The 25,576-nt window shown below is 64.0% G+C and carries 32 protein-coding genes; 11 read left to right on the top strand and 21 right to left on the bottom strand.

Annotated elements, in window-relative coordinates:
- The first annotated feature begins 1 nt into the window (after position 1).
- From P73_RS05115 to P73_RS05065, 10 genes are all read left to right on the top strand, one after another.
- Positions 2–622 carry a methyltransferase family protein gene (locus P73_RS05115; RefSeq protein ID WP_043868750.1) on the top strand — a complete coding sequence of 207 codons (621 nt, stop codon included), beginning with the start codon at positions 2–4 and terminating at the stop codon, positions 620–622.
- Positions 619–1,092: a signal peptidase II gene (lspA, locus tag P73_RS05110; RefSeq protein ID WP_043868749.1), complete on the top strand. Its 474-nt coding sequence runs from the start codon at positions 619–621 to the stop codon at positions 1,090–1,092. The genes P73_RS05115 and lspA overlap by 4 nt, the downstream gene beginning before the upstream one ends.
- Positions 1,085–1,516: a disulfide bond formation protein B gene (locus P73_RS05105; RefSeq protein ID WP_043868748.1), complete on the top strand. Its 432-nt coding sequence runs from the start codon at positions 1,085–1,087 to the stop codon at positions 1,514–1,516. The genes lspA and P73_RS05105 overlap by 8 nt, the downstream gene beginning before the upstream one ends.
- Positions 1,513–2,184 (top strand): DsbA family protein, encoded by a 672-nt coding sequence (locus P73_RS05100; protein WP_043868747.1) that lies wholly within the window; start codon positions 1,513–1,515, stop codon positions 2,182–2,184. Before P73_RS05105 ends, P73_RS05100 begins: the two co-directional genes overlap by 4 nt.
- Positions 2,185–2,473: 289 nt before the next feature.
- Positions 2,474–3,067: an SCO family protein gene (locus tag P73_RS05090; protein ID WP_043868745.1), complete on the top strand. Its 594-nt coding sequence runs from the start codon at positions 2,474–2,476 to the stop codon at positions 3,065–3,067.
- Positions 3,068–3,070: 3 nt separating this feature from the next.
- The gene (locus P73_RS05085; protein WP_043868744.1) at positions 3,071–3,547 is read left to right on the top strand and encodes a copper chaperone PCu(A)C; all 477 of its coding nucleotides are present in this window, start codon (positions 3,071–3,073) and stop codon (positions 3,545–3,547) included.
- A complete protein-coding gene (locus tag P73_RS05080; protein WP_043868743.1) occupies positions 3,526–4,134 on the top strand; it encodes an SCO family protein in 609 nt (202 codons plus the stop codon). Before P73_RS05085 ends, P73_RS05080 begins: the two co-directional genes overlap by 22 nt.
- Positions 4,135–4,326: 192 nt before the next feature.
- On the top strand, positions 4,327–4,914 hold the full coding sequence (locus P73_RS05075) for a CAP domain-containing protein (protein ID WP_082033122.1): 588 nt from the start codon (positions 4,327–4,329) through the stop codon (positions 4,912–4,914).
- A gap of 16 nt (positions 4,915–4,930) precedes the next feature.
- Complete coding sequence (locus P73_RS05070) at positions 4,931–5,515, top strand: L,D-transpeptidase (RefSeq protein WP_043868742.1); 585 nt, start codon at positions 4,931–4,933, stop codon at positions 5,513–5,515.
- 215 nt (positions 5,516–5,730) lie between these two features.
- On the top strand, positions 5,731–6,645 hold the full coding sequence (locus P73_RS05065; protein ID WP_043868741.1) for a LysR family transcriptional regulator: 915 nt from the start codon (positions 5,731–5,733) through the stop codon (positions 6,643–6,645).
- Here P73_RS05065 and P73_RS05060 read toward each other — a convergent pair.
- The 11 genes from P73_RS05060 to trbB are packed head-to-tail and all read right to left on the bottom strand — an operon-like array spanning position 6,620 to position 16,235.
- Entirely contained in the window at positions 6,620–6,865 is a 246-nt protein-coding gene (locus P73_RS05060; RefSeq protein WP_043868740.1) for a DUF2274 domain-containing protein, read from the bottom strand. The two genes, P73_RS05065 and P73_RS05060, sit on opposite strands and share 26 nt — an antisense overlap.
- 2 nt (positions 6,866–6,867) lie before the next feature.
- Positions 6,868–7,992 carry a TraB/TrbI/VirB10 family type IV secretion system protein gene (locus P73_RS05055; protein WP_043868739.1) on the bottom strand — a complete coding sequence of 375 codons (1,125 nt, stop codon included), beginning with the start codon at positions 7,990–7,992 and terminating at the stop codon, positions 6,868–6,870.
- On the bottom strand, positions 7,989–9,017 hold the full coding sequence (gene trbG, locus P73_RS05050) for a P-type conjugative transfer protein TrbG (RefSeq protein ID WP_043868738.1): 1,029 nt from the start codon (positions 9,015–9,017) through the stop codon (positions 7,989–7,991). Before trbG ends, P73_RS05055 begins: the two co-directional genes overlap by 4 nt.
- On the bottom strand, positions 9,014–9,703 hold the full coding sequence (gene trbF / locus P73_RS05045; protein WP_043868737.1) for a conjugal transfer protein TrbF: 690 nt from the start codon (positions 9,701–9,703) through the stop codon (positions 9,014–9,016). The genes trbG and trbF overlap by 4 nt, the downstream gene beginning before the upstream one ends.
- On the bottom strand, positions 9,700–11,055 hold the full coding sequence (gene trbL, locus P73_RS05040; RefSeq protein WP_043868736.1) for a P-type conjugative transfer protein TrbL: 1,356 nt from the start codon (positions 11,053–11,055) through the stop codon (positions 9,700–9,702). Before trbL ends, trbF begins: the two co-directional genes overlap by 4 nt.
- A gap of 2 nt (positions 11,056–11,057) precedes the next feature.
- A complete protein-coding gene (gene trbK-alt, locus P73_RS05035) occupies positions 11,058–11,360 on the bottom strand; it encodes a putative entry exclusion protein TrbK-alt (protein ID WP_043868735.1) in 303 nt (100 codons plus the stop codon).
- Between the two features lie 17 nt (positions 11,361–11,377).
- Positions 11,378–12,160, bottom strand: a complete 783-nt coding sequence (gene trbJ / locus P73_RS05030; protein ID WP_043868734.1) for a P-type conjugative transfer protein TrbJ — start codon at positions 12,158–12,160, stop codon at positions 11,378–11,380.
- Positions 12,157–14,667 carry a conjugal transfer protein TrbE gene (trbE, locus tag P73_RS05025; RefSeq protein ID WP_043868733.1) on the bottom strand — a complete coding sequence of 837 codons (2,511 nt, stop codon included), beginning with the start codon at positions 14,665–14,667 and terminating at the stop codon, positions 12,157–12,159. The genes trbJ and trbE overlap by 4 nt, the downstream gene beginning before the upstream one ends.
- Before the next feature lie 10 nt (positions 14,668–14,677).
- A complete protein-coding gene (locus P73_RS05020; protein ID WP_043868732.1) occupies positions 14,678–14,959 on the bottom strand; it encodes a VirB3 family type IV secretion system protein in 282 nt (93 codons plus the stop codon).
- Positions 14,959–15,288 (bottom strand): TrbC/VirB2 family type IV secretion system protein, encoded by a 330-nt coding sequence (locus P73_RS05015; RefSeq protein WP_043868731.1) that lies wholly within the window; start codon positions 15,286–15,288, stop codon positions 14,959–14,961. The genes P73_RS05020 and P73_RS05015 overlap by 1 nt, the downstream gene beginning before the upstream one ends.
- Positions 15,285–16,235, bottom strand: coding sequence for a P-type conjugative transfer ATPase TrbB (gene trbB / locus P73_RS05010; RefSeq protein WP_437438360.1), 951 nt, complete (start codon positions 16,233–16,235; stop codon positions 15,285–15,287). Before trbB ends, P73_RS05015 begins: the two co-directional genes overlap by 4 nt.
- Positions 16,236–16,493: 258 nt before the next feature.
- Between trbB and P73_RS05005 the strand changes: the two genes are divergently transcribed.
- Entirely contained in the window at positions 16,494–16,949 is a 456-nt protein-coding gene (locus P73_RS05005) for a hypothetical protein (RefSeq protein ID WP_043868729.1), read from the top strand.
- Positions 16,950–16,958: 9 nt separating this feature from the next.
- Here P73_RS05005 and P73_RS05000 read toward each other — a convergent pair whose 3' ends face one another.
- The 10 genes from P73_RS05000 to P73_RS04955 form a co-directional block, all read right to left on the bottom strand.
- Positions 16,959–17,390, bottom strand: coding sequence for a ribbon-helix-helix domain-containing protein (locus tag P73_RS05000; protein ID WP_043868728.1), 432 nt, complete (start codon positions 17,388–17,390; stop codon positions 16,959–16,961).
- Positions 17,391–17,394: 4 nt separating this feature from the next.
- Positions 17,395–19,380 carry a conjugal transfer protein TraG gene (locus P73_RS04995; RefSeq protein WP_043868727.1) on the bottom strand — a complete coding sequence of 662 codons (1,986 nt, stop codon included), beginning with the start codon at positions 19,378–19,380 and terminating at the stop codon, positions 17,395–17,397.
- Between the two features lie 25 nt (positions 19,381–19,405).
- Positions 19,406–21,145: a relaxase/mobilization nuclease domain-containing protein gene (locus P73_RS04990; RefSeq protein ID WP_043868726.1), complete on the bottom strand. Its 1,740-nt coding sequence runs from the start codon at positions 21,143–21,145 to the stop codon at positions 19,406–19,408.
- A 243-nt stretch (positions 21,146–21,388) separates the two neighbouring features.
- A complete protein-coding gene (locus tag P73_RS04985; RefSeq protein WP_043868725.1) occupies positions 21,389–22,153 on the bottom strand; it encodes a lytic transglycosylase domain-containing protein in 765 nt (254 codons plus the stop codon).
- A 2-nt stretch (positions 22,154–22,155) separates the two neighbouring features.
- The gene (locus P73_RS04980; protein ID WP_043868724.1) at positions 22,156–22,491 is read right to left on the bottom strand and encodes a DUF736 domain-containing protein; all 336 of its coding nucleotides are present in this window, start codon (positions 22,489–22,491) and stop codon (positions 22,156–22,158) included.
- Positions 22,492–22,559: 68 nt separating this feature from the next.
- Positions 22,560–23,105: a S26 family signal peptidase gene (locus tag P73_RS04975; RefSeq protein ID WP_043868723.1), complete on the bottom strand. Its 546-nt coding sequence runs from the start codon at positions 23,103–23,105 to the stop codon at positions 22,560–22,562.
- Complete coding sequence (locus P73_RS04970) at positions 23,102–23,587, bottom strand: DUF2840 domain-containing protein (RefSeq protein WP_043868722.1); 486 nt, start codon at positions 23,585–23,587, stop codon at positions 23,102–23,104. The genes P73_RS04975 and P73_RS04970 overlap by 4 nt, the downstream gene beginning before the upstream one ends.
- Complete coding sequence (locus P73_RS04965; protein ID WP_043868721.1) at positions 23,584–23,838, bottom strand: hypothetical protein; 255 nt, start codon at positions 23,836–23,838, stop codon at positions 23,584–23,586. The genes P73_RS04970 and P73_RS04965 overlap by 4 nt, the downstream gene beginning before the upstream one ends.
- Positions 23,835–24,488: a ParA family partition ATPase gene (gene parA, locus P73_RS04960; protein WP_043868720.1), complete on the bottom strand. Its 654-nt coding sequence runs from the start codon at positions 24,486–24,488 to the stop codon at positions 23,835–23,837. The genes P73_RS04965 and parA overlap by 4 nt, the downstream gene beginning before the upstream one ends.
- Positions 24,485–25,564 carry a replication initiator protein A gene (locus P73_RS04955; protein ID WP_043868719.1) on the bottom strand — a complete coding sequence of 360 codons (1,080 nt, stop codon included), beginning with the start codon at positions 25,562–25,564 and terminating at the stop codon, positions 24,485–24,487. The genes parA and P73_RS04955 overlap by 4 nt, the downstream gene beginning before the upstream one ends.
- Positions 25,565–25,576 lie beyond the last annotated feature (12 nt).

Raw genomic sequence — 25,576 nt, 5'->3', positions numbered from 1 at the left:
CATGCCATCAGCCATGGGCTGGGCCGCTTTTGCGGCCCTTTCCTTCTATCTGATCCTGTTTGCACTTGGTACCATGCGATTGGCATCGTCAGAACAACGGGTCTGGCTGTTCGCCACGGCCCAGGGGCGGGAAAGGCTTGCAGCTTTCGGGTTTCGCGCCGCCTTCGTGCTCGCCTTTCTCGGGCCTTTGCTGTGGATGGCCTTGCCCCTCCTGCACAAGACCGATCCGCTCTGGAGCGAGACCGGACTGCCATTGCTCGGCGCAGCAGGTGCCTCGTTGGCATGGCTGGGCACCGGGCTTGCGCTGCTGGCGCAATCGGGGATGGGTGCGTCATGGCGGGTTGGAGTCCAGTCCGGTCAGGCCGGGGCGCTGGTGACGACGGGCCTGTTCGGCCTGTCTCGCAACCCGACCTTTCTCGGGCAGGCGATGGTGCTGGCCGGGATGGCCCTTGCTGTCCCCTGCCTGCCCACCCTGGTCGCGCCGGTTCTGATGGTCTGGTCTGCCAGCATCCAGATCCGCAGCGAGGAATCTGTTCTGCTGGCGACCCATGGCGAGAGCTATGCCCGCTACATGGCCCGCGTGCCGCGCTGGATTGGCTTTGTAAAGGGTCAGAGAACATGAGCAGAGTTCTGTTTTTTGGCTTTGTGCTGTTGGCGCTCACGATCGACCAGATCACCAAGGGGATGGCGCTCGCCTGGCTGACGCCCTTCCAGCCGGTGCCGGTCCTGCCGGGCTTCAACCTGACGCTGGGCTTCAACACCGGCGCGAGTTTCGGAATGCTCTCGGGAATCATGGCCAATACGCCGCTTTTGATGGCGGCGCTGACCGGGGTGCTGACACTGGGCCTTGCCTGGATGGGCCTGCGCGCGAAACTACCCCTGGAGGCCGCTGGTTTCGCCCTGATCACCGGCGGATCGGCGGGCAATATCCTTGACAGGCTGCGCCAGGGCGCTGTGACAGATTTTCTGGATTTCTACTGGCGGGACTGGCACTGGCCCACCTTCAACGGTGCGGATATCGCGATTTTCCTCGGCGTCGTGGCGATCCTTTTCGCCGGGTTCCGGGGCTCGAAGGAGGCGAAAAATGCCTGACCTCGCAACGCGCCAGACGCTGGCTTTCCTGATCGCGCTGACGGCCACGCTGTCGGCGCTGTTCATCGGTGAAGTGCTGGGCCAGATGCCCTGCACGCTCTGCTGGTACCAGCGCATCGCCATGTTCCCGCTGGTGGCGGTGCTGGGCATGGCGCTCTGGTCCGATGACCCGAGGGGGCGGCTCTATGCCCTGCCGCTGGCTCTCATCGGTCTTGTCATCGCGGGCTATCATTCCGGGCTCTATGCCGGGCTGATCGCCGAGCCACTGGTGCCCTGCACGCAAAACGGTCCCTCCTGCACCGACCGCACGGGCCAGAGCATCCTTGGCCTGCCGATCCCATACCTGTCGCTGGCTGCATTCGCCGCGATTGCCATCCTGCTTGCGCCGAAAGGCCCACCTCTGACCAAAGGAGAAACCCGATGAACCGCCGCACTCTTCTTCTCGGTGCCAGCGCCCTTGGCCTTGCCGCCTTTGCAGGTGGCAGCTGGTATATCCGCGATCAGCGGGCTCGCGAGGCGGCAGCCGAGGCTGCGGCCCGCGCAGCAGCCGTGCCGGATCTGAACTCGGTCCTGCTGCGCCCGGCTGCCCCCGTGCTTGGCCCGTCGGATGCAAAGGTCACGCTCGTCGAATTCTTCGACCCGTCCTGCGAGGCCTGCCGCGCCTTCCATCCTGTGCTCAAACAATTGCGCGATGAGTTCCCGAATGATCTGCGCATCGTCATGCGCTATGCGGCCTTCCATCAGGGATCGGACGAGGCGGTGGCCATTCTCGAAGCTGCGCGCCGTCAGAACCTGTTCGAGCCGGTGCTGAACATCCTGCTGGAAACCCAGCCGAACTGGGCGCTGCACGACGGGCCAAACCTCGATATTGCCTGGGCGGCAGCGGCGCAGGCAGGGCTGAACATTGCCAACCGGGATATCGAGACTCGCGCCCCTGGCACGGTGGCGATCCTCAACCAGGATCGTGCGGATATCGAAACCCTCGGCGTTCGCGCGACCCCGACCTTCTTCCTGCAAGGACAGCCTCTCAATGTGGAGAGCTTCAATGCACTCATTTCGGCAGTTCGCAGTGCCGTAGAGGCCGAGGTCTGACATTCGCGTGAGAGCTGGGGTTTTGCTTTGAAGCTCTAGCAGGTTGAGGGTGTAGAGCCCCATCCTTGAGAACAAATGCCGGTCCTGACCGGCCGCAACCAGAAAGATATCGGGTGATTGCTGCAATGGGACTGGCGATTGGCGCCGGGTGGGGGGCGTTTGTTGCCCGGAGGCGCGGAGGAAAGCTCCTGGACATCTTGCAATACGCTGCAGGCTTCGGGTTGGCATTCGCCCTGGTCGCCATGTTCGCAGGTATTCTTTTACTTCGCCTTTCCTGAGTGGGTGCCGGATGCGTCTTCGCACAATCCAGATCGTCCTTTGGTCGGCTGCGCTTGCAGCAACAGCTGCGTTTTCCATCTGGAAGCTTCAGGAACCACCTGCGCCAGCTGTCTTGACCGAGACCGAGTTTCGACCGGTTTTCTCCTTGCCTGACGAAGCAGGACAACAGCGCGGGAGCGCCGAGTTCCGGGGCCGGTATTTGCTGGTGTTCTTCGGTTTCACCAATTGCCCCGATGTCTGCCCCACAACCCTGTCAGAGGTCGCGCAGGTGATGGAGGATCTGGGCTCGGATGCCGGTCAAGTGCAGCCCATCTTCATATCCATCGACCCCGAACGCGACCGCGCTCTGGGAATCGATGATTACACTGCGGCTTTTCATCCTGCCATTCTTGGGCTTGCCGGCGATCAAGTGGCGACAGCGGCTGCGGCCAGCAGCTTTCGCATCTATTTTGAACGCGAAGAAGATGATGCCGCGCCCGATGGCTACACCATGTCGCACAGCCCGGGTCTTTTCCTTATCGGGCCGGACGGGCAATGGTTGCGCCAATATGCCTATGGCACTCCCGCCGAAGATATTCTGAGCGATCTGAAAGAAAGGTTCTGAGCCATGCGCATTCCCGCTCTCGCCATGCCGTTGGTATTTCTCGCCTCGACCGCCCTGGCCGAATGCCCCATCTGGCAAACCGGCGATCTGACCGTGAGCGCAGCCTGGTCGCGTGCCACCATCGGTATGAACCGGCCCGCCGTATTCTACGCGACGATCTCGAATACCGGCAACGAAGACGATGCATTGCTGGATATTGCCACTCCGGTCTCGCGGATGCCGATGCTGCATGAAACGGTGGTAACGGATGGGGTTGCCAGCATGCCGCACGCCATGCGGATACCCGTCCCGGCAGGCGGATCGGTCGCGCTGGCCCCCGGTGGCTATCATGGGATGCTGATGGACCTGACGCAGGCGCTCGCGCAGGGTGAAACCTATCCGATGGTCCTGACCTTCGAGAAGGCAGGAGAGGTGACTGTCGATGTTGCGGTCACCGCTATGACTGCAAGGGGAGCGGAATGCCTGACAGACGCCAACTGATTCTTGGCGCGGGCGGCGTGCTGGCCGCAATGGCCGGCACCCTGGCCCTTGGTGCCTGGCGCAGCCGCGGAGACGAGACCTCAAGCCTTAACCCGGTGCTGCCCCTGCCGTTTCAGGCGATGGGCTGGCGGCTAACCGATCATCAGGGTCGTTTGGTCACCGCCCAGAACTGGCTTGGGCGCCCGGCCATGGTGTTCTTCGGCTTTACCTGGTGCCCGGACGTCTGCCCGACCACATTGATGGATATCGCGCTCTGGCTCGAAGAATTGGGTGACGACGCCGAACAGCTCACCGTGGCGCTGATCTCGGTTGATCCTGCGCGGGATACGCCTGAAGTTCTTGCTGAATATGTAGCGATGTTCGATCCACGCATCCTCGGGCTGACAGGAAGCGACGCACAGATTGCGCAGGCCGCGGCGGACTTTCGTATCCGCTATGAGCGCATCGAGCGTGAGGATGGTGATTACACCATGAATCACACTGCCGGCGTCTTCCTGTTCCGTGCTGACGGAAGTTTTGCCGGTATCATTGACTTCCATGAGGATCGGCAATTCGCAGTCCCGAAAATCCGCCGCATCCTGACGTGAAGGATTGCGCGGTCTCGACTTCCTGTATCCAGCCTGGCCCAGATCAGGCCGGTTCTGGGCAGTGTTCTTGCACCGGCCATCTTCACAATCTCTGAACTTCCCGTGAGATACGGCCCGAATGGGCGTTTCCGGTATTGAAGCTCAAGTAGCTAGAGGAATTACAACCGCCTCGCTTCACGAAGACGGATTACAATGCCTGAAACCATCCTGAACCCTTCCATCGGCATGCTTGGCGCTCCTGCGGGCCGTTCAGCGTCCGCCGGTTCCAAACTGATGCTGTGTATCGGCCTTTCTCTGGCGCTTGCAGGTTGTGCTCAACTCAACCCATCGGCTCCGCCTCGCCTGGATGAGACGGGGGCCTCCGTACAGGGGATCTATCCTGTCACGATGGAAAACATCGTGCAGATCAGGGCGCGGGCGGAAGCAACCGTCAACAACACGCGCACCGCACGGGGCCTTGCTCCAGTCACATTGGATTCTGCGCTTGTCGCGGCGGCTGATAGCCATTCGCGGTCCATGGCACAGCAGCGCCGAGCCTGGCACTTCGGGGCAGATGGCAGTTCTCCGATGGATCGCGCCCGACGCGCCGGTTTCGTGGGTGAGATCCTCGGTGAACTTGTCTCAGAAACCTATGAGAGTGAAGTACAAGCTATCGCGACCTGGATGGGAAGCCCGGCGCAACGCGCTGTCCTGCTGGATCCAATGGCACGTCGGATCGGTATGGGGGTGTTCCAGGAGCCCAACAACAAGCTGTGGTGGACCCTTACAGTCGCCAACTGAGCGCAGGAGAAGCAAGATGAACGAACTCCCGAACAGGCGCCGGGTTTTGGCATTCGGCATGACCGCAGCGACGGCTCTGGCCGCGCCTTCAATCCTGCGCGCCCAGGAGGTAACCATGGTTGCGCCCTCCGCAGCAAACCGCCACAATACGGCGAGTTTTCGGGCGCAGCGCTGGCAGGATCACTTTCAAAACCTGCGCAAGGGAGCGATCCTGTGCGATCTCGAATCCCGCGTGCTGCACTACTGGTCCGAGGATGAGAGCCTCTATCTTGTCCACCCCTCTTCGGTGCCCATGAGCGAGGAACTCACCCGTCGCGGCTACACAGAGATAGTCCTCAAGCGTCGAAATCCAACTTGGATTCCAACGCCCAATATGCGCGAGCGCGACCCAACCCTGCCGCGATCCATTGGCCCAGGTCCGGACAATCCGTTAGGAACCCGGGCGCTGAACCTGAGCTGGCAATACTATCGAATCCACGGCATCGATCTTGTTGAGAAAATCGGCAGACCGGCTTCGAATGGCTGTGTTGGTATCTATAATGAGAATATTGAGCGGCTGTTCGACCTGGTAGAGATCGGCACACAGGTGCGGCTTCTCTGATCTTCGCATCGATAATTTGATGGTTGGCTTTGACATGGGGGTGAACTGCCAACCATTTCAACCGGACAGCTATGCCTGAACATGAAGGCTGGCGTGCCAGTGAAATCGACGCAGAGGATTCTCAGGCCCTAGCCACCATTCAGCAGTAAAGAATTGGGCTCCGCATATCGACAGGCAGACATCGCAATCATTGCTTCGCAGGAAGGGAGCACATAATGAAGGAGGTCACACAGCACACATCAATCGAGTTGCGCCATCTCCGTCATTTCGTTGCGGCCGCAGAGCATGGCAGCTTTCGCAAAGCGGGTGCCGCGCTCGGACTGTCACAGTCGGCCATCAGCAGATGTATAGCCAAGCTTGAAGACCAGATCGGGGCCTCATTGTTTCATCGGCATACGTGGGGGGTATCCCAAACCTTCGCCGGTCAGCGCTTCCTCAGTACCGCTCGCAAGACTATCAGGATGGTTGGTGAGGGTGCCCAAGGTGTTTCAGCAGCGGGTCGAGGCGAGACCGGATGCGTGAGGATCGGCATCTATTCCTCGATTGCTTCGGGTTATCTCACTGACTTGCTGCAGAGCTATGGCGAGCGCCATCAAAAAGTTCGGATCGAATTAATCTACGGGAGTGCCGACGAGCATGTGGCCGCCATCCGCCAGTTGCGCCTCGATGTCGCCTTCCTCGCCAGAACACGGGACTGGACTGACTGTGAGCGCGCGCCTCTTTGGTACGAGCGTGTATTTGTGGCCCTGCCGGATAGCCACCGGCTCGCTGACCATGACGCTCTTACCTGGTGCGAACTGACCGGCGAGACCTTCATGGTCAGCGAAGCCCCGCCGGGAGAGGAGGTCCACGCCCACCTGGTGCGAGAGCTGACAGGGTTCGGGGGACGTCCTGAAATCCATGTGCAAGGAGTCGGGCTGGACAATCTTCTGCCACTGGTCGCGCTTGGGCGGGGGCTGACGCTGGTGTGTGAGGGGATGACCGTCGCGCGGTTTCCGGGTGTGACCTACCGCCCGATCCTCGACGAGATCCTTCCCTTCTCGGCTGTTTGGTCAGCCAAAAACGACAACCCTGCATTCCGGCGTCTGCTCAGCCTTGCGAAGGTCATGTCCGTGAGACCTGCTCCCTAATTGCAGGACAGGAACGCCGCGCCTTCGCAAAACCTCGATCCGTCGCAATGAACCGCTCCAGCATCGGGATGATCAGACGTAGTGGTTCGACCGGCGGGCTGCCGGGCTCGGCCAGAAGGCGCCCGTAGTCGACAAGGCTTCGGTACAATTGCGCGGGCAGCTCCACTGTCAATTTGACGGGTTTGTCGTCAGACAGCGGCCCGAGTTTCAGCTTGGTCATGGTCAACCTCCTGCCGGTTCGAACACGAGATCCCGGGTTAAAATAATCCTGACCGGGAAACCGGGCCGGATGGTCAGTGTCGGCGCGACCTGCAACTGGCGCTGGACGATCTGCTGGCCCGCCTGATTGATGGTGTCCTGCGCCCCATCGCGGATGGCCCGGACCAGCCGGTCCTCTTCGCTGGAAGCGAGTTCAGCCCCCACAGCGAGCAGCGTGGAGAGACCCGCCGCCCGCATCAGACCCCACCAATGGTAGTCAACGCCATCCTCAAGGCCCGCATAACCGCTGGCATCCGCGCCCGGCAGGCGCTCCAGAACAATGGACCGGCCACCGGGGAGGATCAGACGGTTCCAGACCAGCAGAACCCGGCGCTGGCCGAAGGTCACATCGTCATCATATTGCCCGATGATGCGCGTGCCCTGCGGGATCAGAAGCAACGCCCCGGTGGGACTGTCATAGACGTTTTCCGTGACCTGTGCGATGATCTGGCCAGGAAGATCCGAGCGGATGCCGGTGATCAGCGCGGCCGGGATGACGGCTCCGGCTTGAAGAATGTAGGGCGATGCTGGCGGGGCGACGCGATCCGGGGAATTAGTCTGACGATCCACCGGGCCTCCGAGGAAGGCGCTCGCGCGATCCTGCGGCCCGGAAGCTCCGCCGAGGTCGAGCCCTCCAAGCCCGAGCGCCCCGGGTCCCGTCGCGGCGCCAGCCCGCGGGCCGATCTGGAAGAGCACATTGCTCAGCCGCGCGGCTTCTTCCTCGGCAAGACGGCGCTGTTCCTCGGGATCGACTGTCGGGGTGGTGATGGGTGGAGGAACAACCGGCTGCCCCCGGCTCTGCGCCTCCAGGATCGGTCGCCCGAGATCGCCGGGTAATGCCGGCCCAAGAACAGGGCCGGTATAGTCGCGTGGCAGGCCAGCGAGACCATCGGCTGTCGGGCGATTTTCGGTCGAATAGAGCTCCCCACCGCCCTGCCCCGCATCACGGGTCTGAAGGGCGTAGATCAGCGCGCCGCCGATGCCGAGCAAGGCAACGGCACCGACGCCCGCCAGCATCTTGCGCGACAGACGGGTGACGCGGGGGGCTTCGGCACGGAGCCGCATGGATGAGGCCAGTTTCTCGGTCATGTCGGCGATCCTCCCGCCGTTGGCGCAGATGTCGCGGCCTCAGCCTGCGTCGGTTCGATGCGGACGATCCTGACGACCTGCTGGCGATTGCCGCTGCCAAGACGCAGTTCGGCCGCGCCGAACAGGCGGTCTACGATCAGCACATTCTGATGGACGCGGGTGTTGACGATCTGCGGTTCGCCATCACTGCCCAGCACAAACAGCGGCGGCATCTCGCCCTGAACGATCCCGCGCGGGAAGACGACATAGACGCGGCGGCCATCGTCGAAAACGGCAACCGGACGCCAGGGCGGGCTCTCGCCCGGAAGCTGCAAGCCGTAGCGATAGTTGCGGGCAGACTCGGCCGGAATGACCGGAGCAGCAGGTACGCTCGGACGCTGGCCCGGCGGCGGCGCGGGATAGGACCAGGACACGGCAGGCATGTAGAGCGCCTCCCGGGCGCGCAGTTCGATCATATAGATGCGGCGGTCGGTGGTGATGACGAGGTTGGTGGAGATATCGGGCCGTGTCGGCTTGACGAGGATCTGGACCCGCCGGTTTGCCCCACTGCCACTCTCGGTATCACCAATGACCCAACGGGCGGTATCGCCAGCGGCGATCGGCCCTGCCCCGGTCAGGCTCTCGCCCGGCTCCAGCGCAATCGTGGTGATCTGCCCGACTGCGGCATAGACCTGATAGAGAGCGCCTTCGCTCCAGGGGTAGATCTGGATGGCATTGTAATAACCCTCCCGGCGCGGCTCGACCCGGGCAGCGGCATTGGCGTTCTCAACCCGACCATCCGGCGTGCCGGCGGCGGTGCCGCCGCGCGCCACTGTCCAGGCGGGCGGCACATGCAGGGGTCTCGGTCTCGCGTCGGCGACAGCGGCCGGCACCGAGGCCGTCGGCGGCACATCGTCATCATAGCTGAACTGCGGCACCCGGTTTGTGGCACATGCCGCCAACAGGGAGGCGGAGAGCAGCAGGGCCGCAACAGCAGGTTTACGGAAAGCAGAGACTGCAGCTTTGCGGGACACTACAGAGGTCATTGGCTCATCTCCCGCGACCAAGAAACTGCGTTGACGTAGATCCCGAGCGGATTGGCCCGCAGACGCTCGGCATCCCGCGGGGTCTGGATCACAATGGTCAGGATCGCGGTCCACCGCTCGGTGGTGGACAATTGCCCGCTCTCATAATGCCGCTCGGTCCAGGCGACACGGAAACTGTCTGGCGAGGCCCGGATGACCGAGGAAACTTCCACCGCCACCTGCTGCCGGCCAACGCGGGCGAAGGGATCATTGGTGCGGGCATATTCGTTGAGCGCAGCCGCTCCCCGGTCCGTGGTGAACTCATAGGCGCGCAGCCAATTCTGACGCACGATGATGGCGTCCGCCGGGATCGCGCGGACCTGCTCGATGAAGCGGCCGAGATGGAAGGCGATCTGGGGATCGGTCGGCCGATAGTCGGCGGAGGCAGGTGCGACTGTCTGGGCCTGCCCGAGAGTATCAACCTGCACTACCCAGGGCACCACGGTCCCGCGCGCCGATTGCCAGACAAGGGCACCGGCAAACCCCGCAGAGAGGATAAGGCAACCGAAGGCCATGTAGCGCCAATTCTTCGCCTGGACACGAGCCGACCCGATCCGCTCATCCCAGACCTGCGCGGCCTTTTGATAGGGTGTCTCGGGCTGCGGCACCTTGCCGAAATGGTTGGAGGGACGTTTGAAGATGTTCATATGTGATCACTTTCGGACAGGCTGATCGAGGAACCGCCGCCACGGCTGTCACCGCATCGGACGGCATGGGCGGCGGCCCTTACGCCTTGGCTCATGGCGCGGCTGCGCTGCATGCGCTGTGCCCAGGCGGGCGGGCCATCGGCTGAAGCCGTGGCATCGGGCGCGGACGGGGCACCACCGACAGCTCCCATCGAGGTGGTGCCGCCGGTGGCGGCGAACCCTCCCCGCACCCCTTCCGCATAGCTGGATTTGACACTCTCGGCGGCGCGTGAGGCGGCGCGCTTCAGGGGTGATACGGCAGCGGATGAGCCTGCACGGGCAACGCCGCCAAGACCTGCGGCAACGCCCGCACCGCCGGACGCGCCCATAGATCCCAGAGTATAGGCAGAGGACGCGGCGCCTGCGGCAGAGGCCCCGCCGCGCGCCAGGGCCGCACCGCCGGAAAGGGCTGCACCACCGCCACGCGCGGCCAGCATGGTCGCGCCGCCTGCGGCAACGGCCGCTCCGCCAACCGCGAGGCCGGTGCCGACGGCCGCACCCGCGCTGAGTTGAGGACCGCCGGAGACGAGCCCGGAGGCGATGCCGGGACCGAAGATGCCGAGGCCGAGGAGAGAGAGAGCCGCCAGCACAATGGCCATGGCATCGTCGATGGTCGGGGTCGCGCCGCCGAAGCCGGCGGTGAACTGGCCGAACAAGGTCGATCCGATGCCGATGATCACAGCAAGCACCAGCACCTTGATGCCGGATGAGACGACATTGCCGAGCACGCGCTCGGCCATGAAAGCGGTCTTGCCAAAGAGGCCGAAGGGGATCAGCACGAAGCCCGCCAGCGTGGTCAGCTTGAACTCGATCAGGGTGACGAAGAGCTGCACGGCGAGAATGAAGAAGGCGAGGATCACCAGCGCCCATGCGAAGAACAGGCAGAGGATCTGCACGAGGTTCTCGAAGACCGCGATCCAGCCCATCAGGTCCGAGATGGAGTCAAGCAGCGGACGCCCGGCATCGAGGCCGATCTGGGCAACACGGCCGGGACGCAGGAGATCCGCTGCCGAAAATCCGGTGCCGGAGGCCATGAGGCCGAGACCTGCGAAGCTCTCGAAGACGATCCGGGCGAGATTGTTCCAGTTGGAGATGATATAGGCAAAGACGCCGACGAAGATGGTTTTCTTCACCAGACGCGCGAGGATGTCGTCATCGGCACCCCAGGCCCAGAACAGCGCCGCAAGCGTCACATCGATGACGATCAGCGTCGTCGCGATGAAGGCGACCTCGCCACCCAGCAGGCCGAAGCCGGAGTCGATATAGCTGGTGAAGATGCCGAGAAAGCTGTCGATGACCCCGGTGCCGCCCATGATCAGTGTCCCCCATCCGAGTCAGGGTTGGGCTGCGCAGGTGCCGGCTGCGCGGGCGCCCGGCCCAGAAAGCGGTCACGGCTCTCGGCCCAGACGCGCAGGCACTCCTCATCATTGGCTGCCCCCTCGCCCAACTCCTGGCAGCGCCGCAACTCCAGCCGGAGCGGATCGGCGAGTGTTTGCAGCGCCGGGGCGGAAGGTGCTGGCGCAGGGGTTTCCTCGCGCGTCATCTCTATGATTGCTGCGGTGATCGCGACGGCCACGAACACCACGGCTGCAATCCTGGCCAACACCTTCCCTTCCATGCCCTGCCCTCCCGCTGTCAGTTGAACATGCGGGCGTTGCCGGGCTGGTAGCCCGTACCCGGCGTCAGGAAGCGCTCGCGCTGGATTCGGCCCTGCTCGGCGGCGGTCGCCCGCTCGGCTTCCATCAGGGCTTCCGCCCGGCCGTTTGCCGAGATCACCGCAATCAGATCCGAGAGCTGCTGCGATTGAAGCGCAAGCAGCTGGTTCCCGGCCTGCGTGGCCTGCAGCGCGCCGGTAGCACCCTGGCTTTCGCCGACCAGCGCCGCCATCTCGGCACGGTTGCTGTCGATATTGCCGACAACACCGGCCTGCACCCGCATCGCGTCCTGCAAACCGCCCACGGTGTTTTCCCAGCGGCTGCGCGCCTCCGCGATCATCTGGGTATCAGTCGCGGTCAGGGACAGATTGCCGTAGTCCTGCTGGAACATCTGGTCGATGGTCTGCACGTCGAAGGCGATGTTCTGGGCCTGCCCGAGAAGCTGCTGGGTGCGGCTCACATTCTGCTGCAACGCCTGAAGCGAGTTGTAGGGCAGGCTCGCGAGGTTGCGGGCCTGATTGATCAGCATCTGCGCCTCGTTCTGAAGCGAGGTGATCTGATTGTTGATCTGCTCCAGCGTCCGCGCGGCAGTCAGCAGGTTCTCGGCATGGTTGGTCGGGTCGTAGACGATCCGGCCAAAGCCCCCGAAGAAGGCATGCGCCGGCGTCGTGAACACCGGGGCGAGTGCCAGCGGGGCGGCAAGCGTCAGGGCGAGAGCGGTTGCGTTGGCCATGCGCAGGATCGGCCGCGTGTTGCGGGTCATAGGGTGATCTCCTCTTCGTCCAGGGTGAAGTTGAACCCGTCATCCAGGATCGTGACGGGGGCGGTCTCCTCGGGGTCATCCGCGAGGTTGGTGAGGTTCGGGATCAGATCGGCCGCCCAATCGACGCCGCGCGCGCGCAGCCAGGCGTCGAGAAAGCCATCGCGCCCGTGAACTGCGAGAATCTCGGCGATCATCGCCTGGTCCGATTTGGAGGAGGCCGCGCATAGCGCGAGACCGACCTCGGACAGGCCGAGATCGAAGAGTCGGTTGCCGCGGCGCGACTGGCAGTAGTAGTCCCGCTTGGGTATCGCCCGCGCCAATATCTCGATCTGGCGGTCGTTCAACCCGAAGCGGCGATAGATCGCGGTGATCTGCGGCTCGATGGCGCGCTCATTGGGCAGCAGGAGCCGGGTCGGGCAGGACTCGATAATCGCCGGGGCGATATTGCTGCCGTCGATATCGGACAGGCTCTGCGTGGCGAAGATAACGCTGGCGTTCTTTTTGCGGAGGGTTTTCAGCCACTCGCGGAGTTGGCCCGCGAAGCCGTCATCATCAAGCGCTAACCAGCCCTCGTCGATGATCAGGAGCGTCGGCCGGCCATCAAGCCGGTCGCCGATGCGGTGGAACAGATAGGAAAGGACCGCTGGTGCCGCGCCGGTGCCGACCAGCCCCTCGATCTCGAAGGCCTGAACATCGGCAGTGCCGAGATGTTCGACCTCAGCATCGAGCAGCCTGCCATAGGGTCCGCCGACGCAATAGGCGCGTAGGGCCTGCTTCAGGTCATTGGATTGCAGCAAGACGGCAAGGCCGGTGATGGTGCGCTCCCCGACCGGGGCAGAGGCCAGCGAGGTCAGCGCCGTCCAGAGATGCTCCTTCACCTCAGGCGTGATCTGGATGTTTTCGCGCATCAGGATCGCGACGATCCAGTCAGCGGCCCAAGCGCGCTCTGCAACATCAACGATCCGGGCCAGCGGTTGCAGCGAGACCGAGGCTTCCGCCGCATCTGTCAGCTCGCCGCCGAGATCGTGCCAGTCGCCACCCATGGCAAGAGCCGAGGCGCGGATCGAGCCCCCGAAATCGAAGGCGAAGATCTGGCTGCGCGCGTAGCGGCGGAACTGGAGCGCCATCAGCGCCAGCAGCACAGATTTCCCAGCCCCAGTCGGGCCGACAACAAGCGTATGGCCGACATCTCCGACATGGAGAGAGAAGCGGAACGGGGTCGAACCTTCCGTGCGGCCATAAAGAAGCGGAGGCCCGTTGAAGTGTTCGTCCCGTTCCGGCCCGGCCCATACGGCGCTGGAGGGCACCATATGGGCAAGGTTGAGTGTCGAAACCGGCGGCTGCCGGACGTTGGCGTAGGCGTGCCCCGGCAGACTGCCGAGCCAGGCATCAACCGCATTGACCGTTTCCACCATGACGCTGAAGTCGCGGGACTGGACGATCTTCTCGACCAGCCGCAGCTTTTCGTCGGCGCGCCGGGCATCGTCATCCCAGACCGTGATGGTGGCCGTCACATAGGCCATGCCCGCCACATCTGCACCGAGCTCCTGCAAGGCCATATCGGCATCGGCGGCCTTGTTCGCCGCATCGGTATCGACCAGCGCGGATTGCTCGTTGGTCATCACCTCCTTGAGGATCGCGGCGATGGACTTGCGCTTGGCGAACCATTGCCGGCGGATCTTCGTCAGCAGCTTCGTCGCGTCGGTCTTGTCCATCAGGATGGCGCGGGTGGACCAGCGATAGGGAAAGGCCAGCCGGTTCATCTCGTCGAGCAGACCGGGCGTCGTCGTGCCCGGAAACCCGGTGATGGTGAGGATCCGCAGGTGCTGGTTACCCAGACGTGGTTCCAGCCCAGCGGTCAGCGGCTGATCGGCCAGCAGCGCATCGAGATAGACCGGCGTTTCCGGCACCCGGAGACGATGCCGGTTGGTCGAGATGGTGGAATGAAGGTAAGTCAGCGTGCCCGCGTCATCGAGCCAACGGCATTCCGGCATGAAGCCGTCAAGCAGCGCCAGCACCCTGTCGGTGCGGTCGATGAAACCGCGCACCAGTTCCCAGGGGTTCACACCCGAGGTCTCGCGCCCCTCATAGAGCCAGGATTCGGATCGTGCGGCATCCTCGGCAGGCGGAAGCCAGAGGAATGTCAGGAAATAGCCAGAGACGAAGTGACTGCCTTCCTCCTCGAAATCTGCCCGCCGCTCGGCATCCACTAGGGCGGACGCTGGATCCGGAAACCGGCTCGCCGGATAGGTTGCGGCCTCTGAGCGCTGTGCTTCCACAAAAATGGCCCAGCCGGACCCGAGGCGGCGGAAGGCATTGTTCAAACGCCCGGCCACGGCGACCAGTTCGGCCGCGACAGCAGAGTCCAGATCGGGACCACGAAACTTGGCGGTCCTCTGGAATGATCCGTCCTTGTTGAGGACAGCCCCCTGCCCGACCAGCGCCACCCAGGGCAGGTAATCGGCAAGGCGGGAGGCGGTGCGGCGGTATTCTGCAAGATTCATCATGGCGAATGCCTCACACCGAGAGATGGCCGGGGATGCGCAGATGACGACGTGCGACCTCGACGAAGAGCGGATCACGCTTGGCAGCCCAGACCGCTGCGACATGGCCTACTGCCCAGATCAGGATGCCGAGGAGCCAGAGCTGCAAGCCGAGGCCGACCGCGCCGGCCAGCGTGCCATTCAGGATGGCAACAGAGCGCGGCGCGCCACCGAGCAGAATCGGCTCGGTCAGGGCGCGGTGAACCGGGACGCTGAATCCCGGCACCGCGTCGAGGGCCTCGAAACTGCCCCCCATCAGATCAGCGCCCCGCCACCGAAACTGAAGAAGCTGAGGAAGAAGGAACTGGCAGCGAAGGCGATAGAGATACCGAAGACGATCTGGATCAGCCGCCGGAAGCCGCCGCCGGTGTCGCCAAAAGCCAGCGTCAGGCCAGTGACGATGATGATGATCACCGCCACGATCTTGGCAACCGGCCCTTCGACAGATTGCAGGATCGACTGCAACGGGGCTTCCCAGGGCATGGAAGACCCTGCGGCAAAGGCCGGGGAGGTCATCAGGCTCGCCCAGGCGAAGGTGGCCGCAGTTGCGACATGCTGGCGGATACGGAAGGCACGACGGATCATTGAGAGTCTCCTGTATTGGGAGGGGTGGCGGAATCGGAAAAGGCGGGGGAAATCCGGTAGTCGCCGTCAGGGCCGAGACCCTCGACCGAGGCGAGCTCCGCAAGCCGGCGGGCAGAGCCGCGACCGGAGAGAACGACCACAAGGTCGATGGTCTCGGCGATCAGAGCACGCGGCACGGTGACAACGGCTTCCTGGATGAGTTGTTCGAGGCGGCGCAGCGCGCCGATGCCAGAACCCGCATGGATGGTGCCGATCCCGCCGGGATGGCCGGTGCCCCAGGCCTTGAGGAGGTCGAGAGCCTCGGCTCCCCTTACCTCGCCAACGGGAATACGATCCGGGCGCAGGCGCAGAGAGGCCCGAACCAGTTCGGACAGAGAGGCAACGCCGTCTTTGGTGCGCATGGCGACGAGGTTCGGCGCGGCGCATTGCAACTCGCGCGTATCCTCGATGATGACCACACGGTCCTGGGTCTTCGCGACCTCCGCAAGCAGAGCATTGGTCAGAGTGGTCTTGCCGGTCGAGGTGCCGCCTGCCACCAGGATATTGGCGCGGGCTGCGACCGCGCGGCGAAGAGCTCCGGCATGAACGGCGGTCATGATGCCAGCGGCCACATAGTCATCCAGGGTGAAGACGGCGACAGCGGGTTTGCGGATCGCGAAGGCCGGTGCGGCCACGACAGGTGGCAGCAGACCCTCGAAGCGCTCACCTGTTTCCGGCAGTTCAGCCGATACTCGCGGGCTGCGGGCATGGACTTCGACGCCAACATGGTGGGCCACCAGCCGCACGATGCGTTCTCCATCGGCAGGCGACAGCACCTCCCCCGTATCGGCCAGCCCTTCGGACAGCCGATCCACCCAGATCCGGCCGTCCGGGTTCAGCATGACCTCGACCACGGAGGGATCTTGCAGAAAGGTTGAGATGGCAGGCCCGAGCGCCGTCCGGAGCATGCGCGCGCCGCGGTCCACCACTGCCTGTTTGTGAATATTGCCTGCCATCTCGTCCCCGTTCCACCGGGGAGGCTGGAGACACTCCCCGGATGGGGATGACTAAAAGAGACCCAAAACAGGTCGTTTCAACAAGATTCGGTGGGCGTCGTAGCGTGGCGTGCAAATACAGGAGAACGGCGGTGGGCCAATCGCATATGGCAGCCGGGCGGGATCGGTGACACGTTTTGCGTCCTGATTACAAAACATGAGAGGCAGAACATGACCCGGAAAGAAGATAGCAAAACCGACCATCCTGACCGCCCTGAGCATTGGAGCGACCGGCTGGCCGTATGGAGGGTACAATTACTCGCTCTGGCGGCCGCGCCTTTTCTCGGGATCGGCTTCGCATTTGACTTCTCACTGCGCGCAAAAGACTTCCCTCAGCTTGGAAGCGCAATGTGGGGCGTGATGGTCCTGTTAATTGGTCTTTTTCTGTTCATCACGGCCCTGCTGGTCGCAGCAATGATGGCGTCGATACTCGGCAGCCACGAGTATCGTCACAGAGACAAGACAGGCTGGAAACGCGTGTTGGCGATATTTTTGCCGCGAGCCTTGATTGCTTGCGGAATCATCGTGATCGTGGCGACCGGTTATGATGCCTTCGCCAAATCAGCGCAGGGATTTGGAAGCTACGTCGAACCCTATGTGAAATGGCTTCGGGACGCCGCACCCTGATGCCAGCTATTAGCCGTCACCCTCCGGGTCAACATCCTCTGCGACCTCCTGCCGGAGCGTTGGCCCTTGGGCAAGCCGCCGCCCGAGGGCCGTGATGAACGCCTCATAGCGCTCACCGACCTTCGCGCGGGCGGCCTTCGCAGCAGGTTCGGGCAAGGACGGCGTCGTCGCGAGCCAGAAGCGGATGAACACCGCCATGGTTTCGACCGAGATGCCGATATCCCGTTCGACGCGTGTGAGACGACGATCCATCTGGTCGAGGCGTTTGGCGAGGATGGCCTCCCGCCGCTCAGCGTCATCGGGGGAGAGGAAAGATGCGATGGCGGCCTCGGCGATCATCGACTGCGACCGATCCCGGCGCGCGGCAAACTCCGCCAAGGATTTCTCGACCTCCGGGTCGAGATAGACGGTGAACTTTCGCTTTTTTAAACGGCTGGCCATGGTTCTAGAGGTCCATGCCATCATTAGGGTCCATCGAGATCTGCCGGGCGATACTCTGGACATGGCGGACCATGCGCCGGTTCTGGACCGCCTCCTCGTCCACATCATCGCCGAGGCCGGCCTCGAACTCGTTCTCGATGGGCTTTTTCTTCTCGACCGGCTTCACGCGGTTGAGTTCGGGTTGCAGCCTGCGCTCGGATTCCGTCGGATCTTCATCCTCGGCATCCCCTGCCCCAGCGTCCCTTTCTCCCTCCAGTGGAGCCGGGATCGGGAGCGAGGTCCAGTCATCGGCGCGCGTATCCGCCGGATGGGTCAGCGCTGGCGGCGGCAACAGGCGCTCGCGGAAGCGCGCATCCTCGAAGTAGCGCGCCTTCTTTGCCTTGATCGGCGGGATGCCCGCGACCATGACGATCTCTTCGTTCGGGGGCAGTTGCATGATCTCGCCGGGCGTGAGCAACTGGCGGGCAGTCTCGGACCGAGACACCATCAGATGGCCGAGCCAGGGCGACAGCCGGTGCCCGGCATAGTTCTTCATCGCCTTCATCTCGGTCGCGGTCCCGAGGGCGTCGGAGACCCGCTTCGCGGTGCGTTCGTCATTCGTCGCAAAGCTCACCCGCACATGGCAGTTGTCGAGGATCGAATTGTTCGGCCCATAGGCTTTCTCGATCTGGTTCAGCGACTGCGCGATCAGGAAGCTCTTGAGGCCATAGCCCGCCATGAAGGCCAAGGCGGTCTCGAAGAAATCCAGCCGCCCGAGGGCCGGAAACTCATCGAGCATCATCAGAAGCCGATGCCGCCCGGCATTGGCCTGTAGGTCCTCGGTCAGCCGCCGCCCAACCTGGTTCAGAAGCAACCGCATCAGCGGCTTGGTGCGGTTGATGTCGGATGGCGGTACCACGAGGTAAAGGGTGGCCGGTTTTTCCCCGCCGACGATATCGCTGATGCGCCAGTCACAGCGGCGCGTGACCTCAGCCACCACCGGATCGCGGTAAAGGCCAAGGAAGGACATGGCGGTCGACAAGACGCCTGATCTTTCGTTCTCGGATTTGTTGCGCAACTCGCGCGCCGCGCTGGCGACGACCGGATGCGGACCGGCCTCGCCCAGATGCAGTGTCTTCATCATCGCGCGCAGTGTGGACTCCACCGGACGTTTCGGATCGGAGAGGAAGTTGGCAACGCCTGCCAGCGTTTTGTCGGGCTCGGCATAGAGGACATGCAGGATCGCGCCGACCAGCAGGGAATGACTGGTCTTCTCCCAGTGGTTCCGTTTGTCGAGGCTGCCCTCGGGATCGACCAGGATATCGGCGATGTTCTGGACGTCCCGCACCTCCCATTCGCCGCGGCGCACCTCGAGCAGCGGATTGTAGGCAGAGGATTTCGGATTGGTTGGATCGAAGAGCAACACGCGACCATGGCATGCCCGGAACCCCGAGGTGAGCTGCCAGTTCTCGCCCTTGATGTCATGAACGATGGCTGAGCCGGGCCAGGTCAGGAGGGAGGGCACCACCAGACCAACACCCTTGCCCGATCTGGTCGGCGCGAAACACAGCACATGCTCCGGCCCATCATGGCGCAGATAGTCCTGCTCGTACCGGCCGAGCACGACACCATCGGGATCGAGCAGGCCCGCCGCCTTGATCTCTGGCCTTTCCGCCCAGCGCGCCGAGCCGTAGGTTGCAACGTTCTTTGCTTCGCGCGCCCGCCAGACCGACATGCCGATCGCGACGGCGATGGCGATGAAGCCACCCGATGCGGCGATGAGGCCGCCTTTGGTGAAAATCGGCGGCGCATAGGCCTCATAGAAATACCACCACCAGAAGATCGCCGGCGGATAATAGATCGGCGTGCCGAAGAGCTCGAACCAGGGCGGGCCAAGCTGCGGCTGATAGCCGAGGCTCCAGGCCACATATTGCGTGGCGCCCCAAGCGGTGGCGAGGATGATCAGGAAGACGATGGAGATCTGTCCCCAGAGAATTTTTGTGGCGGACATGGGCGGTGTTCCTTTCCGGGTGCTGTCAGAGGCCGAGGCCGCGCTTGCGACCGAAGTCCCAATCGACCCCGCCATCGTCGCGGGCGACGCCGGAGACAGGACGACCGAGCTGTTTGTCGAGAGAGGGTGACCAGGGGACGAGCTGGAAGCCGAGGCCATCATCGATCATGGCGAAACGACCGGAGGCGAGCGTGAACCGCTGGCGATAGCTGCCGGAGACATATTCCCCGTTTCCGGCCCGGTTGAACGGCATGGCGGTCTCGGCCGCGAGCTTTTCCCCAAGGGCATCGACTTCGCGCTGGCGCAGGGTGGTCAGTAGACGACGGGCAAAGACGACGCGCCCACCCTGCCGCTCGGCCAGGCCCTCTCCGATCAGGGTCTCGGCGCGGTCATCCATCGCCTGACGGACTTCGCCGCCGAAGCCACTCTCCGACAGCGCAATCGGATCCTTGGTGATGGCCTGCCGGTCGAGCCAGGTCGCGCCCGAAGCCCCGACCTGTGCGCCGAGATCGAGATCGGAACGAACGGCGAGCGCCACGCGGCGCGTGCCCTGCCCATCTTCCCAGGCGCGCAGCTCGACGATGGAACCCGGCGGGCTGTCGCCGGCGGCATCCAGATGCGAAAGCCTGATGTGATGACTGCGCCCGTCCACGCCGTCGACGACGGCATAGGCCGTGCCTTTCAACTCGTCATCGAGGCCGCGCTCAACCAGACGGCCGATGACGGGAACGTCGAGGCTTTCACCGGCAAGGACATAGCTGCCAGAGCCGCGCTCAATGCCCCGTTCGGTCAGGGCGCGGTGCATCCGCTTGATGATGTCACCGCGCTCGCCGAGTTCGCGCAGCACCGTCTCGGCCTCGGGCCTAATCGCCCATTGCGCAGGGCCGATCTGGTCGGCAACCCCGAGCACTTCGAGGGTGCGGAGCCGACCGACCTTCAGCGTGTGGAACGCGTCCTGCGGGCGGTCAGCGTGCGGCGCGAGGTCCACGATGCCCGATTTCCCCGCATCACGGACAAGCTGCCGATCGATTTGGGTCCAGCGCTCCGCCTCGACCTGCCGTTCCAGGTTGTGGTGAATCTCAAGGTCGCTGCGCTGGCCAAGTTCCTGCGTGACGAGATCCTGAGCGCGGGCACGCATCCCCTCCTTGATGTAATCCCGCGAGATCACCAGGTCCTGGCCGTCATCCGTTCGGCCGCGCAGGATGATATGGGTATGCGGGTTGTCGGTGTTCCAGTGATCCACCGCGACCCAGTCGAGCTTCGTGCCGAGGTCCTTCTCCATCTGCGCCATCAACTCGCGGGCATGTTCGCGCAGGTCGATCATCTCGACCGCATCCTCTGGCGAGACGATGAAGCGGAAATGGTGGCGGTCATCCTTGCAGCGTTCCGCAAAAGCGCGAGCGTCCATGTCATCCCCCTCGGGGCCGAAGAGATGCGCCTTCTCCCCGTCACGGGTTACACCGTCACGTCCGAGATAGTTCAGATGCGCAGCGAGAGGTGCAGAGCGCGCCGTATGGCGGACGACGCGGGTCTTGATGACGACATTGCGCGACCGCCCGGTCAGCATGCGATTGGCCTGAATGCTGGCGCGTTGTCCCCGGCCAAAGCGCGAACGGTTGCCAGAGGTGACCTTGCCCGAGCGCGAAACCCGCCCACCAGCCTTCTGCGCGGCCGCCAGCGCCTGGGCGATAAAGGGCCGCGCCTGCTGCGCGCGGGTCGAGCGAATGCGCCCGGGCCGGATACGGAATTCGCTGTCATCGGCCATGGATCAAGCCCGCACAGTGCGAAACAGAGAATAAAATCAGAGAGGTGGCGGCGAAGCGCACGGTGCGCGCCAGCGCCGCACGGTGCGGAACGCACCAGAAATCCCTGCAAAAACAACAGCCCGACCGTTGCGCACCGTGCGCCTTTTTATCTCGCCATCCTTCGGTCGTCGTGCCTGCCGCCACGCTCTGCCCCCTCCACAGCACGCCAGCGCCCGATGCCATGCGATATGTGCCCAACTGGCTCATGGCTGAGGTCCATGGGCTGCGCGCGGCACGAAGAGGCCCTCCGGCTGCAATGCAGTGAGAGCTTCTGGTGCTGCCGGAAGGAGCGCAGGGGCATCGTCCGGCGTGCGGTCGAGGGCGGCGGGATCGGCAGTGGAAGCACCGATCTGCTGCGCCACGAAGATCGCCGCCTCGCGCCAGTCGGGCGGTGGTGCGACAGCCGATCCACCAGCCGCAGGGTCTTCACCGAGCAGGATCGGCGTCAGCACTGCGACATAGCTGCGGGTCTCGGCCGGAAGCACGCGCGCGTCCGAGAGGTATTCGTCATAGCGACCGGGACCGGCATTATAGGCCGCCAGCATCGCCGCGACATTGCCGTAGCGATCCCACATCTCGCGCAGATAGGCGGTGCCTGCGAGGATGTTGTCGCGCGGCTCATAGGGATCGTCACCGAGGCCATGACGGATACGCAGCTCCGCCCAGGTCTCGGGCATGACCTGCATCAGGCCCATTGCCCCGGCAGCGGAAAGCGCGCGCAGATCGCCCGCGCTCTCGACCCGCATCACCGCGATGATCCAGGCCGCCGGGATGCCGAAACGCTGCGCGGCCTCGGCGATATGCGCGCCCTGCGGATGTGCTGCGGCTGCACGGTACGGCGGATCGGTCTGCGCAAAACCCTGCGGCGCTGCGGCGGTGAACGTCAGCAGGCCGGAAAGAAGGAAGAGGAGGATGCGACGGCCTCCGCCGCATCTCCCGATCACCTGACGGGTGCAGGACGTGATCATGGTCACTCCTGCTCGTCACGCTTCTTCGCGCGGGTCCAGCGCAGGTTCCAGTCGCGGCCTTCCTCATCCGACTGGAACAGCCGGGCGCGGATCGGCTGCGGGAACACCGGATCGTCGAGGACGACGGAAATGTACGGCCCCGCGCTTTCGCCGGTCTGTTTCCAGCCCGCGCCGACTTCGGGTCCGTCTTCATCGCCGAGATGGACACGGTAAGCAGGCGCCTTCTCGGACTCGGGATTTTCGGTCGGGACGAAGGTCAGCTCGACGTCGAGCGAGAGCGTGCGAACCTGCCCGGAATAGCCTGACGCGGTGCGGGTAAACTGGCCAATCTGTGGCATTGGAGGCTCCTTTCAAATGCGGTGGGCAAGACACGCGACGGCGCAACCGCCCCACTCTGGACGCGCGATCACCGCATCGGCGCGCGCCAGACAAAGCGGCCATCGCCGTCTTCGTCGGTGAACAGCGGAGTGGCCCGGCCGATCACCGCCGAGGCAGGCAGCGGGCCGAAGTAGCGACCGTCGAGGCTGTCGCCGATCTCAGGGTTCATCAGGAAAACCTCCCCCTCGGCGATCACGCGGCAGCCCTGCCAGACCGGGAGGTCGCGGCCGAGGCTGTCACGGTCCCTCGCCTCGCCGAGCGGAACGCCGTCGACAATGATGAGGTGGCCGTCACGGCATAGCCGCTGTCCCGGCAGGCCGAGAACGCGCTTCAGAAGCGGCACATCACGGGCGACGTAGCCGCGCTCGGCCATGAAGGAGGCAAAGGGTTCGGGTGGCATGACGGCGACCAGATCGGCCCCGTCGATCCGCTCGGCGGGCGCGACGGTGTAGAAGCCGATCGGCACACTGGCGGAGGCGTTCCAGACCAGCCTTGGCACGGTCGGAACGAGTCCGGCGATGGCGATCCAAAGCACGGAGACCGCCGAGACCATGACATAGCGGATGGGGGTCACGGCGCGATCTCCCGCCGCCGCAGCCATGCGCGATGGCGCGCAGCGGTGTAGGGACGTGGCACTTCCCCTGCGCTCATCCAGTGGCCAACGTGACGCCAGTGATCGGGATCGACTTCGGCCAGATCGATGCCGCCGGCCTCGATCCCGTCGATGTGGCGCAGGACGGCTTCGACCTTCGGCCAGCCGCCGATCTTCAGGAGGATCTCACCGCCGGGGCAGACGCAGGGCAGCGTCTGGCAGGTTGCGCCGGGTGCCACGGCACGCAGGATGTCGAGGCGCGACATCATCGTGCCGAAGTCATTCGCCGCCCAGCGAACCAAGGCGAAGACCATGCCGGGACGGAAAAAGACATGGCGGCGATTGCGGTCGAGGATCTGCGATGCAACCTCCTGGCCGAACCGGATCCAGAATTCGGTCCGGCCTTCGATCCAGGTCAGCTCCACCCGGGTCAGATCGGCCATATGCGCGTCGATGGCGATCATGGGCGTTCCCCCGTTCCATCGGGAAACTCGCGTACCAGCAGGTCACGCAGCATCTCGGCGACAGTGATGCCGCGCCCGAACGCAGCGATCTTGATCCTGCCGCGCAGTTCGGGCGTGATGTCCACGGTGAGCCGGGCGGAGTAAACCGTCGCGGCACCATCGCACTCGGGCCGCGCATCGCTGGCCTTGATCCAGCCGTCGGGATCAGCTGGGCGGATTGCGAAACCACGCTTGTCAGACCCCGCCGTCATGAAGAAGCCCTCCGGATATCCAGGCGCAAGATCTCGGCGGCGAGTGCGGCGATCTCGCGCGCAGCAGGCGACTGGTCGTCGATTTCGCGGGCCAGCCGCCCGGTCTGCGCGGCGTCGGCGAAGACGACGCGCTGGCCGATGGAGCTGGCGAGCAGCGGTGGATCGTGGTCCGCCAGCATCTCGGCCGTTTCACGGGCGATGATGGTCCGCGCCCCGCAGCGGTTGAGCACGAACTTCGCCGCGAGATGGGGCCGGTAGATGCGCGCCTCCGTCAGGAGAGACAGCATCTCGGCCGAGGCCCAACCGTCGAGGGGTGACGGTTGCACCGGGATAAGCACCAGATCGGCAGCCAGCAGCGCCGAGCGCATCAGGGCGGCGACACGCGGTGGCCCGTCGATCACGAGATGATCGACGCCACGGGCCAGATCAGGGGCTTCGCGATGCAGCGTATCTCGCGCCAGGCCGATGTTGCCGAAGATCCGGGGGTGGCCTTCTCGCGCGCGTTGCTGCGACCAGTCGAGGGCGGAGCCTTGCGGATCGGCGTCAATCAGGGTGACACGCTGGCCATCCCGCGCGAGTTCACCGGCGAGGTGCAGCGCCAGCGTGGTCTTGCCGGTGCCGCCCTTCTGGTTGAGGAGCGCGATGATCATCGGCCCCCGCCCGGCAGATCGAGCGGCAGAAAGGGCGCGTCGCACTCGGCGATACGCGCTTCATGGGCCAGATCGGTTGCGGGTTGTCGGGCCGGTTCTGCGCTCGATGCGCCCTTCTTTGCAGAAATCCGGAGGCTTCTGGCGGTGTCGCGGATGAGTTTTTCCACATCGCCCGCACGCCCCTCAATGTTAGACTCTTTGTTAGACTCTAAGTTAAGGGCGCGATTTTTCGATTGATCACAGTGGGTTAACTCCGGTTTCGGTTCCCCATAGCACGTCACCCCGGTTCCTGATGGCACGTCTCTCCGGGTTCCCGATGGCACGACGGCATTCACAGGTTTTCCACAGGGCGCAGCCGGCTCGAAAGCCAGCAGAACGCGGCCACCAATCTCGGTGACGGCAGACAGGGTGTATCCCGGAAGCGGCTGGCGGCGGATGATGTCGCGCAGTTCGAAGGAAAAGCGCTTGAACGGCGACAGGCTGCCGGATTTCTGATGCAGATGCCGGAAATCGAACCGCCATCCGGTTCTCTGGCGACCACCATGTTTGCGTACGATGCGGTAGAGCCAGCGTTCCAGGCCCCCGGTCAGCTCGAAGTAGGCCGGATCAATGGTCAGCACGAGGGCATCGTCCAGAACGGCCTGATAGAACCAGTCCGGCAGGATCATCTCGATGCCATCAGCGCGGCCATCGCGGCCACTGCGCTCCTTCCATTCGTTGATCCAGGAAAAGCGATGGCGTCGGCCTTCCACGGGCTGGCGGATCGTGGTGCTGACCGTGGTGGATTGCAGGCGGTCGAGCGCCGCTCTCAGGCGCTGGTAATCGCGCATCGAGGTGCCGCGGCCGATGAAGCGCAGAATCTCGTAGGGGGTGGCGGCCATGAGCCGCGAGGTCCGAAGCCCGGTATCGCGCGCCTCGACAATCTGGCTCGCCGCCCAGATCAGGATATCGGCATCCCAGATCGTGGCCATGCCATGATCGGGAACCGCCTCGACCCGGATGGTCACGTTACCGGCGACAAAATCGATTGGCGCGATGCGCCTGGATTTGGCGAGGGAGAAGAATGGATAGGCCATGAGATCCTGTGC

Source organism: Celeribacter indicus, from assembly GCF_000819565.1.
GTDB classification, from domain to species: Bacteria; Pseudomonadota; Alphaproteobacteria; order Rhodobacterales; family Rhodobacteraceae; genus Celeribacter; species Celeribacter indicus.
This window is presented reverse-complemented; position numbering and strand designations above follow the sequence as displayed.

Bases quoted from the DNA above. Each gene is read 5' to 3' on its own strand.
- trbJ (WP_043868734.1), bottom strand. From the start codon at position 12,160: ATGACCCGCAACACGCGGCCGATCCTGCGCATGGCCAACGCAACCGCT.
- P73_RS05065 (WP_043868741.1), top strand. From the start codon at position 5,731: ATGAAGGAGGTCACACAGCACACATCAATCGAGTTGCGCCATCTCCGT.
- P73_RS05080 (WP_043868743.1), top strand. From the start codon at position 3,526: ATGCCTGACAGACGCCAACTGATTCTTGGCGCGGGCGGCGTGCTGGCC.
- P73_RS05055 (WP_043868739.1), bottom strand. From the start codon at position 7,992: ATGACCGAGAAACTGGCCTCATCCATGCGGCTCCGTGCCGAAGCCCCC.
- parA (WP_043868720.1), bottom strand. From the start codon at position 24,488: ATGATCATCGCGCTCCTCAACCAGAAGGGCGGCACCGGCAAGACCACG.
- P73_RS04995 (WP_043868727.1), bottom strand. From the start codon at position 19,380: ATGTCCGCCACAAAAATTCTCTGGGGACAGATCTCCATCGTCTTCCTG.
- P73_RS05020 (WP_043868732.1), bottom strand. From the start codon at position 14,959: ATGGGGGGCAGTTTCGAGGCCCTCGACGCGGTGCCGGGATTCAGCGTC.
- P73_RS05000 (WP_043868728.1), bottom strand. From the start codon at position 17,390: ATGGCCAGCCGTTTAAAAAAGCGAAAGTTCACCGTCTATCTCGACCCG.
- trbG (WP_043868738.1), bottom strand. From the start codon at position 9,017: ATGACCTCTGTAGTGTCCCGCAAAGCTGCAGTCTCTGCTTTCCGTAAA.
- P73_RS05075 (WP_082033122.1), top strand. From the start codon at position 4,327: ATGCCTGAAACCATCCTGAACCCTTCCATCGGCATGCTTGGCGCTCCT.
- P73_RS05085 (WP_043868744.1), top strand. From the start codon at position 3,071: ATGCGCATTCCCGCTCTCGCCATGCCGTTGGTATTTCTCGCCTCGACC.
- P73_RS04990 (WP_043868726.1), bottom strand. From the start codon at position 21,145: ATGGCCGATGACAGCGAATTCCGTATCCGGCCCGGGCGCATTCGCTCG.
- P73_RS05070 (WP_043868742.1), top strand. From the start codon at position 4,931: ATGAACGAACTCCCGAACAGGCGCCGGGTTTTGGCATTCGGCATGACC.
- P73_RS05090 (WP_043868745.1), top strand. From the start codon at position 2,474: ATGCGTCTTCGCACAATCCAGATCGTCCTTTGGTCGGCTGCGCTTGCA.
- P73_RS05015 (WP_043868731.1), bottom strand. From the start codon at position 15,288: ATGATCCGTCGTGCCTTCCGTATCCGCCAGCATGTCGCAACTGCGGCC.
- P73_RS05005 (WP_043868729.1), top strand. From the start codon at position 16,494: ATGACCCGGAAAGAAGATAGCAAAACCGACCATCCTGACCGCCCTGAG.
- trbL (WP_043868736.1), bottom strand. From the start codon at position 11,055: ATGGGCGGCACCGGGGTCATCGACAGCTTTCTCGGCATCTTCACCAGC.
- trbE (WP_043868733.1), bottom strand. From the start codon at position 14,667: ATGATGAATCTTGCAGAATACCGCCGCACCGCCTCCCGCCTTGCCGAT.
- P73_RS04985 (WP_043868725.1), bottom strand. From the start codon at position 22,153: ATGATCACGTCCTGCACCCGTCAGGTGATCGGGAGATGCGGCGGAGGC.
- P73_RS04965 (WP_043868721.1), bottom strand. From the start codon at position 23,838: ATGACGGCGGGGTCTGACAAGCGTGGTTTCGCAATCCGCCCAGCTGAT.
- P73_RS04970 (WP_043868722.1), bottom strand. From the start codon at position 23,587: ATGATCGCCATCGACGCGCATATGGCCGATCTGACCCGGGTGGAGCTG.
- P73_RS05100 (WP_043868747.1), top strand. From the start codon at position 1,513: ATGAACCGCCGCACTCTTCTTCTCGGTGCCAGCGCCCTTGGCCTTGCC.
- P73_RS04955 (WP_043868719.1), bottom strand. From the start codon at position 25,564: ATGGCCTATCCATTCTTCTCCCTCGCCAAATCCAGGCGCATCGCGCCA.
- P73_RS04980 (WP_043868724.1), bottom strand. From the start codon at position 22,491: ATGCCACAGATTGGCCAGTTTACCCGCACCGCGTCAGGCTATTCCGGG.
- trbK-alt (WP_043868735.1), bottom strand. From the start codon at position 11,360: ATGGAAGGGAAGGTGTTGGCCAGGATTGCAGCCGTGGTGTTCGTGGCC.
- trbF (WP_043868737.1), bottom strand. From the start codon at position 9,703: ATGAACATCTTCAAACGTCCCTCCAACCATTTCGGCAAGGTGCCGCAG.
- P73_RS05060 (WP_043868740.1), bottom strand. From the start codon at position 6,865: ATGACCAAGCTGAAACTCGGGCCGCTGTCTGACGACAAACCCGTCAAA.
- P73_RS05115 (WP_043868750.1), top strand. From the start codon at position 2: ATGCCATCAGCCATGGGCTGGGCCGCTTTTGCGGCCCTTTCCTTCTAT.
- lspA (WP_043868749.1), top strand. From the start codon at position 619: ATGAGCAGAGTTCTGTTTTTTGGCTTTGTGCTGTTGGCGCTCACGATC.
- trbB (WP_437438360.1), bottom strand. From the start codon at position 16,235: ATGCTCCGGACGGCGCTCGGGCCTGCCATCTCAACCTTTCTGCAAGAT.
- P73_RS05105 (WP_043868748.1), top strand. From the start codon at position 1,085: ATGCCTGACCTCGCAACGCGCCAGACGCTGGCTTTCCTGATCGCGCTG.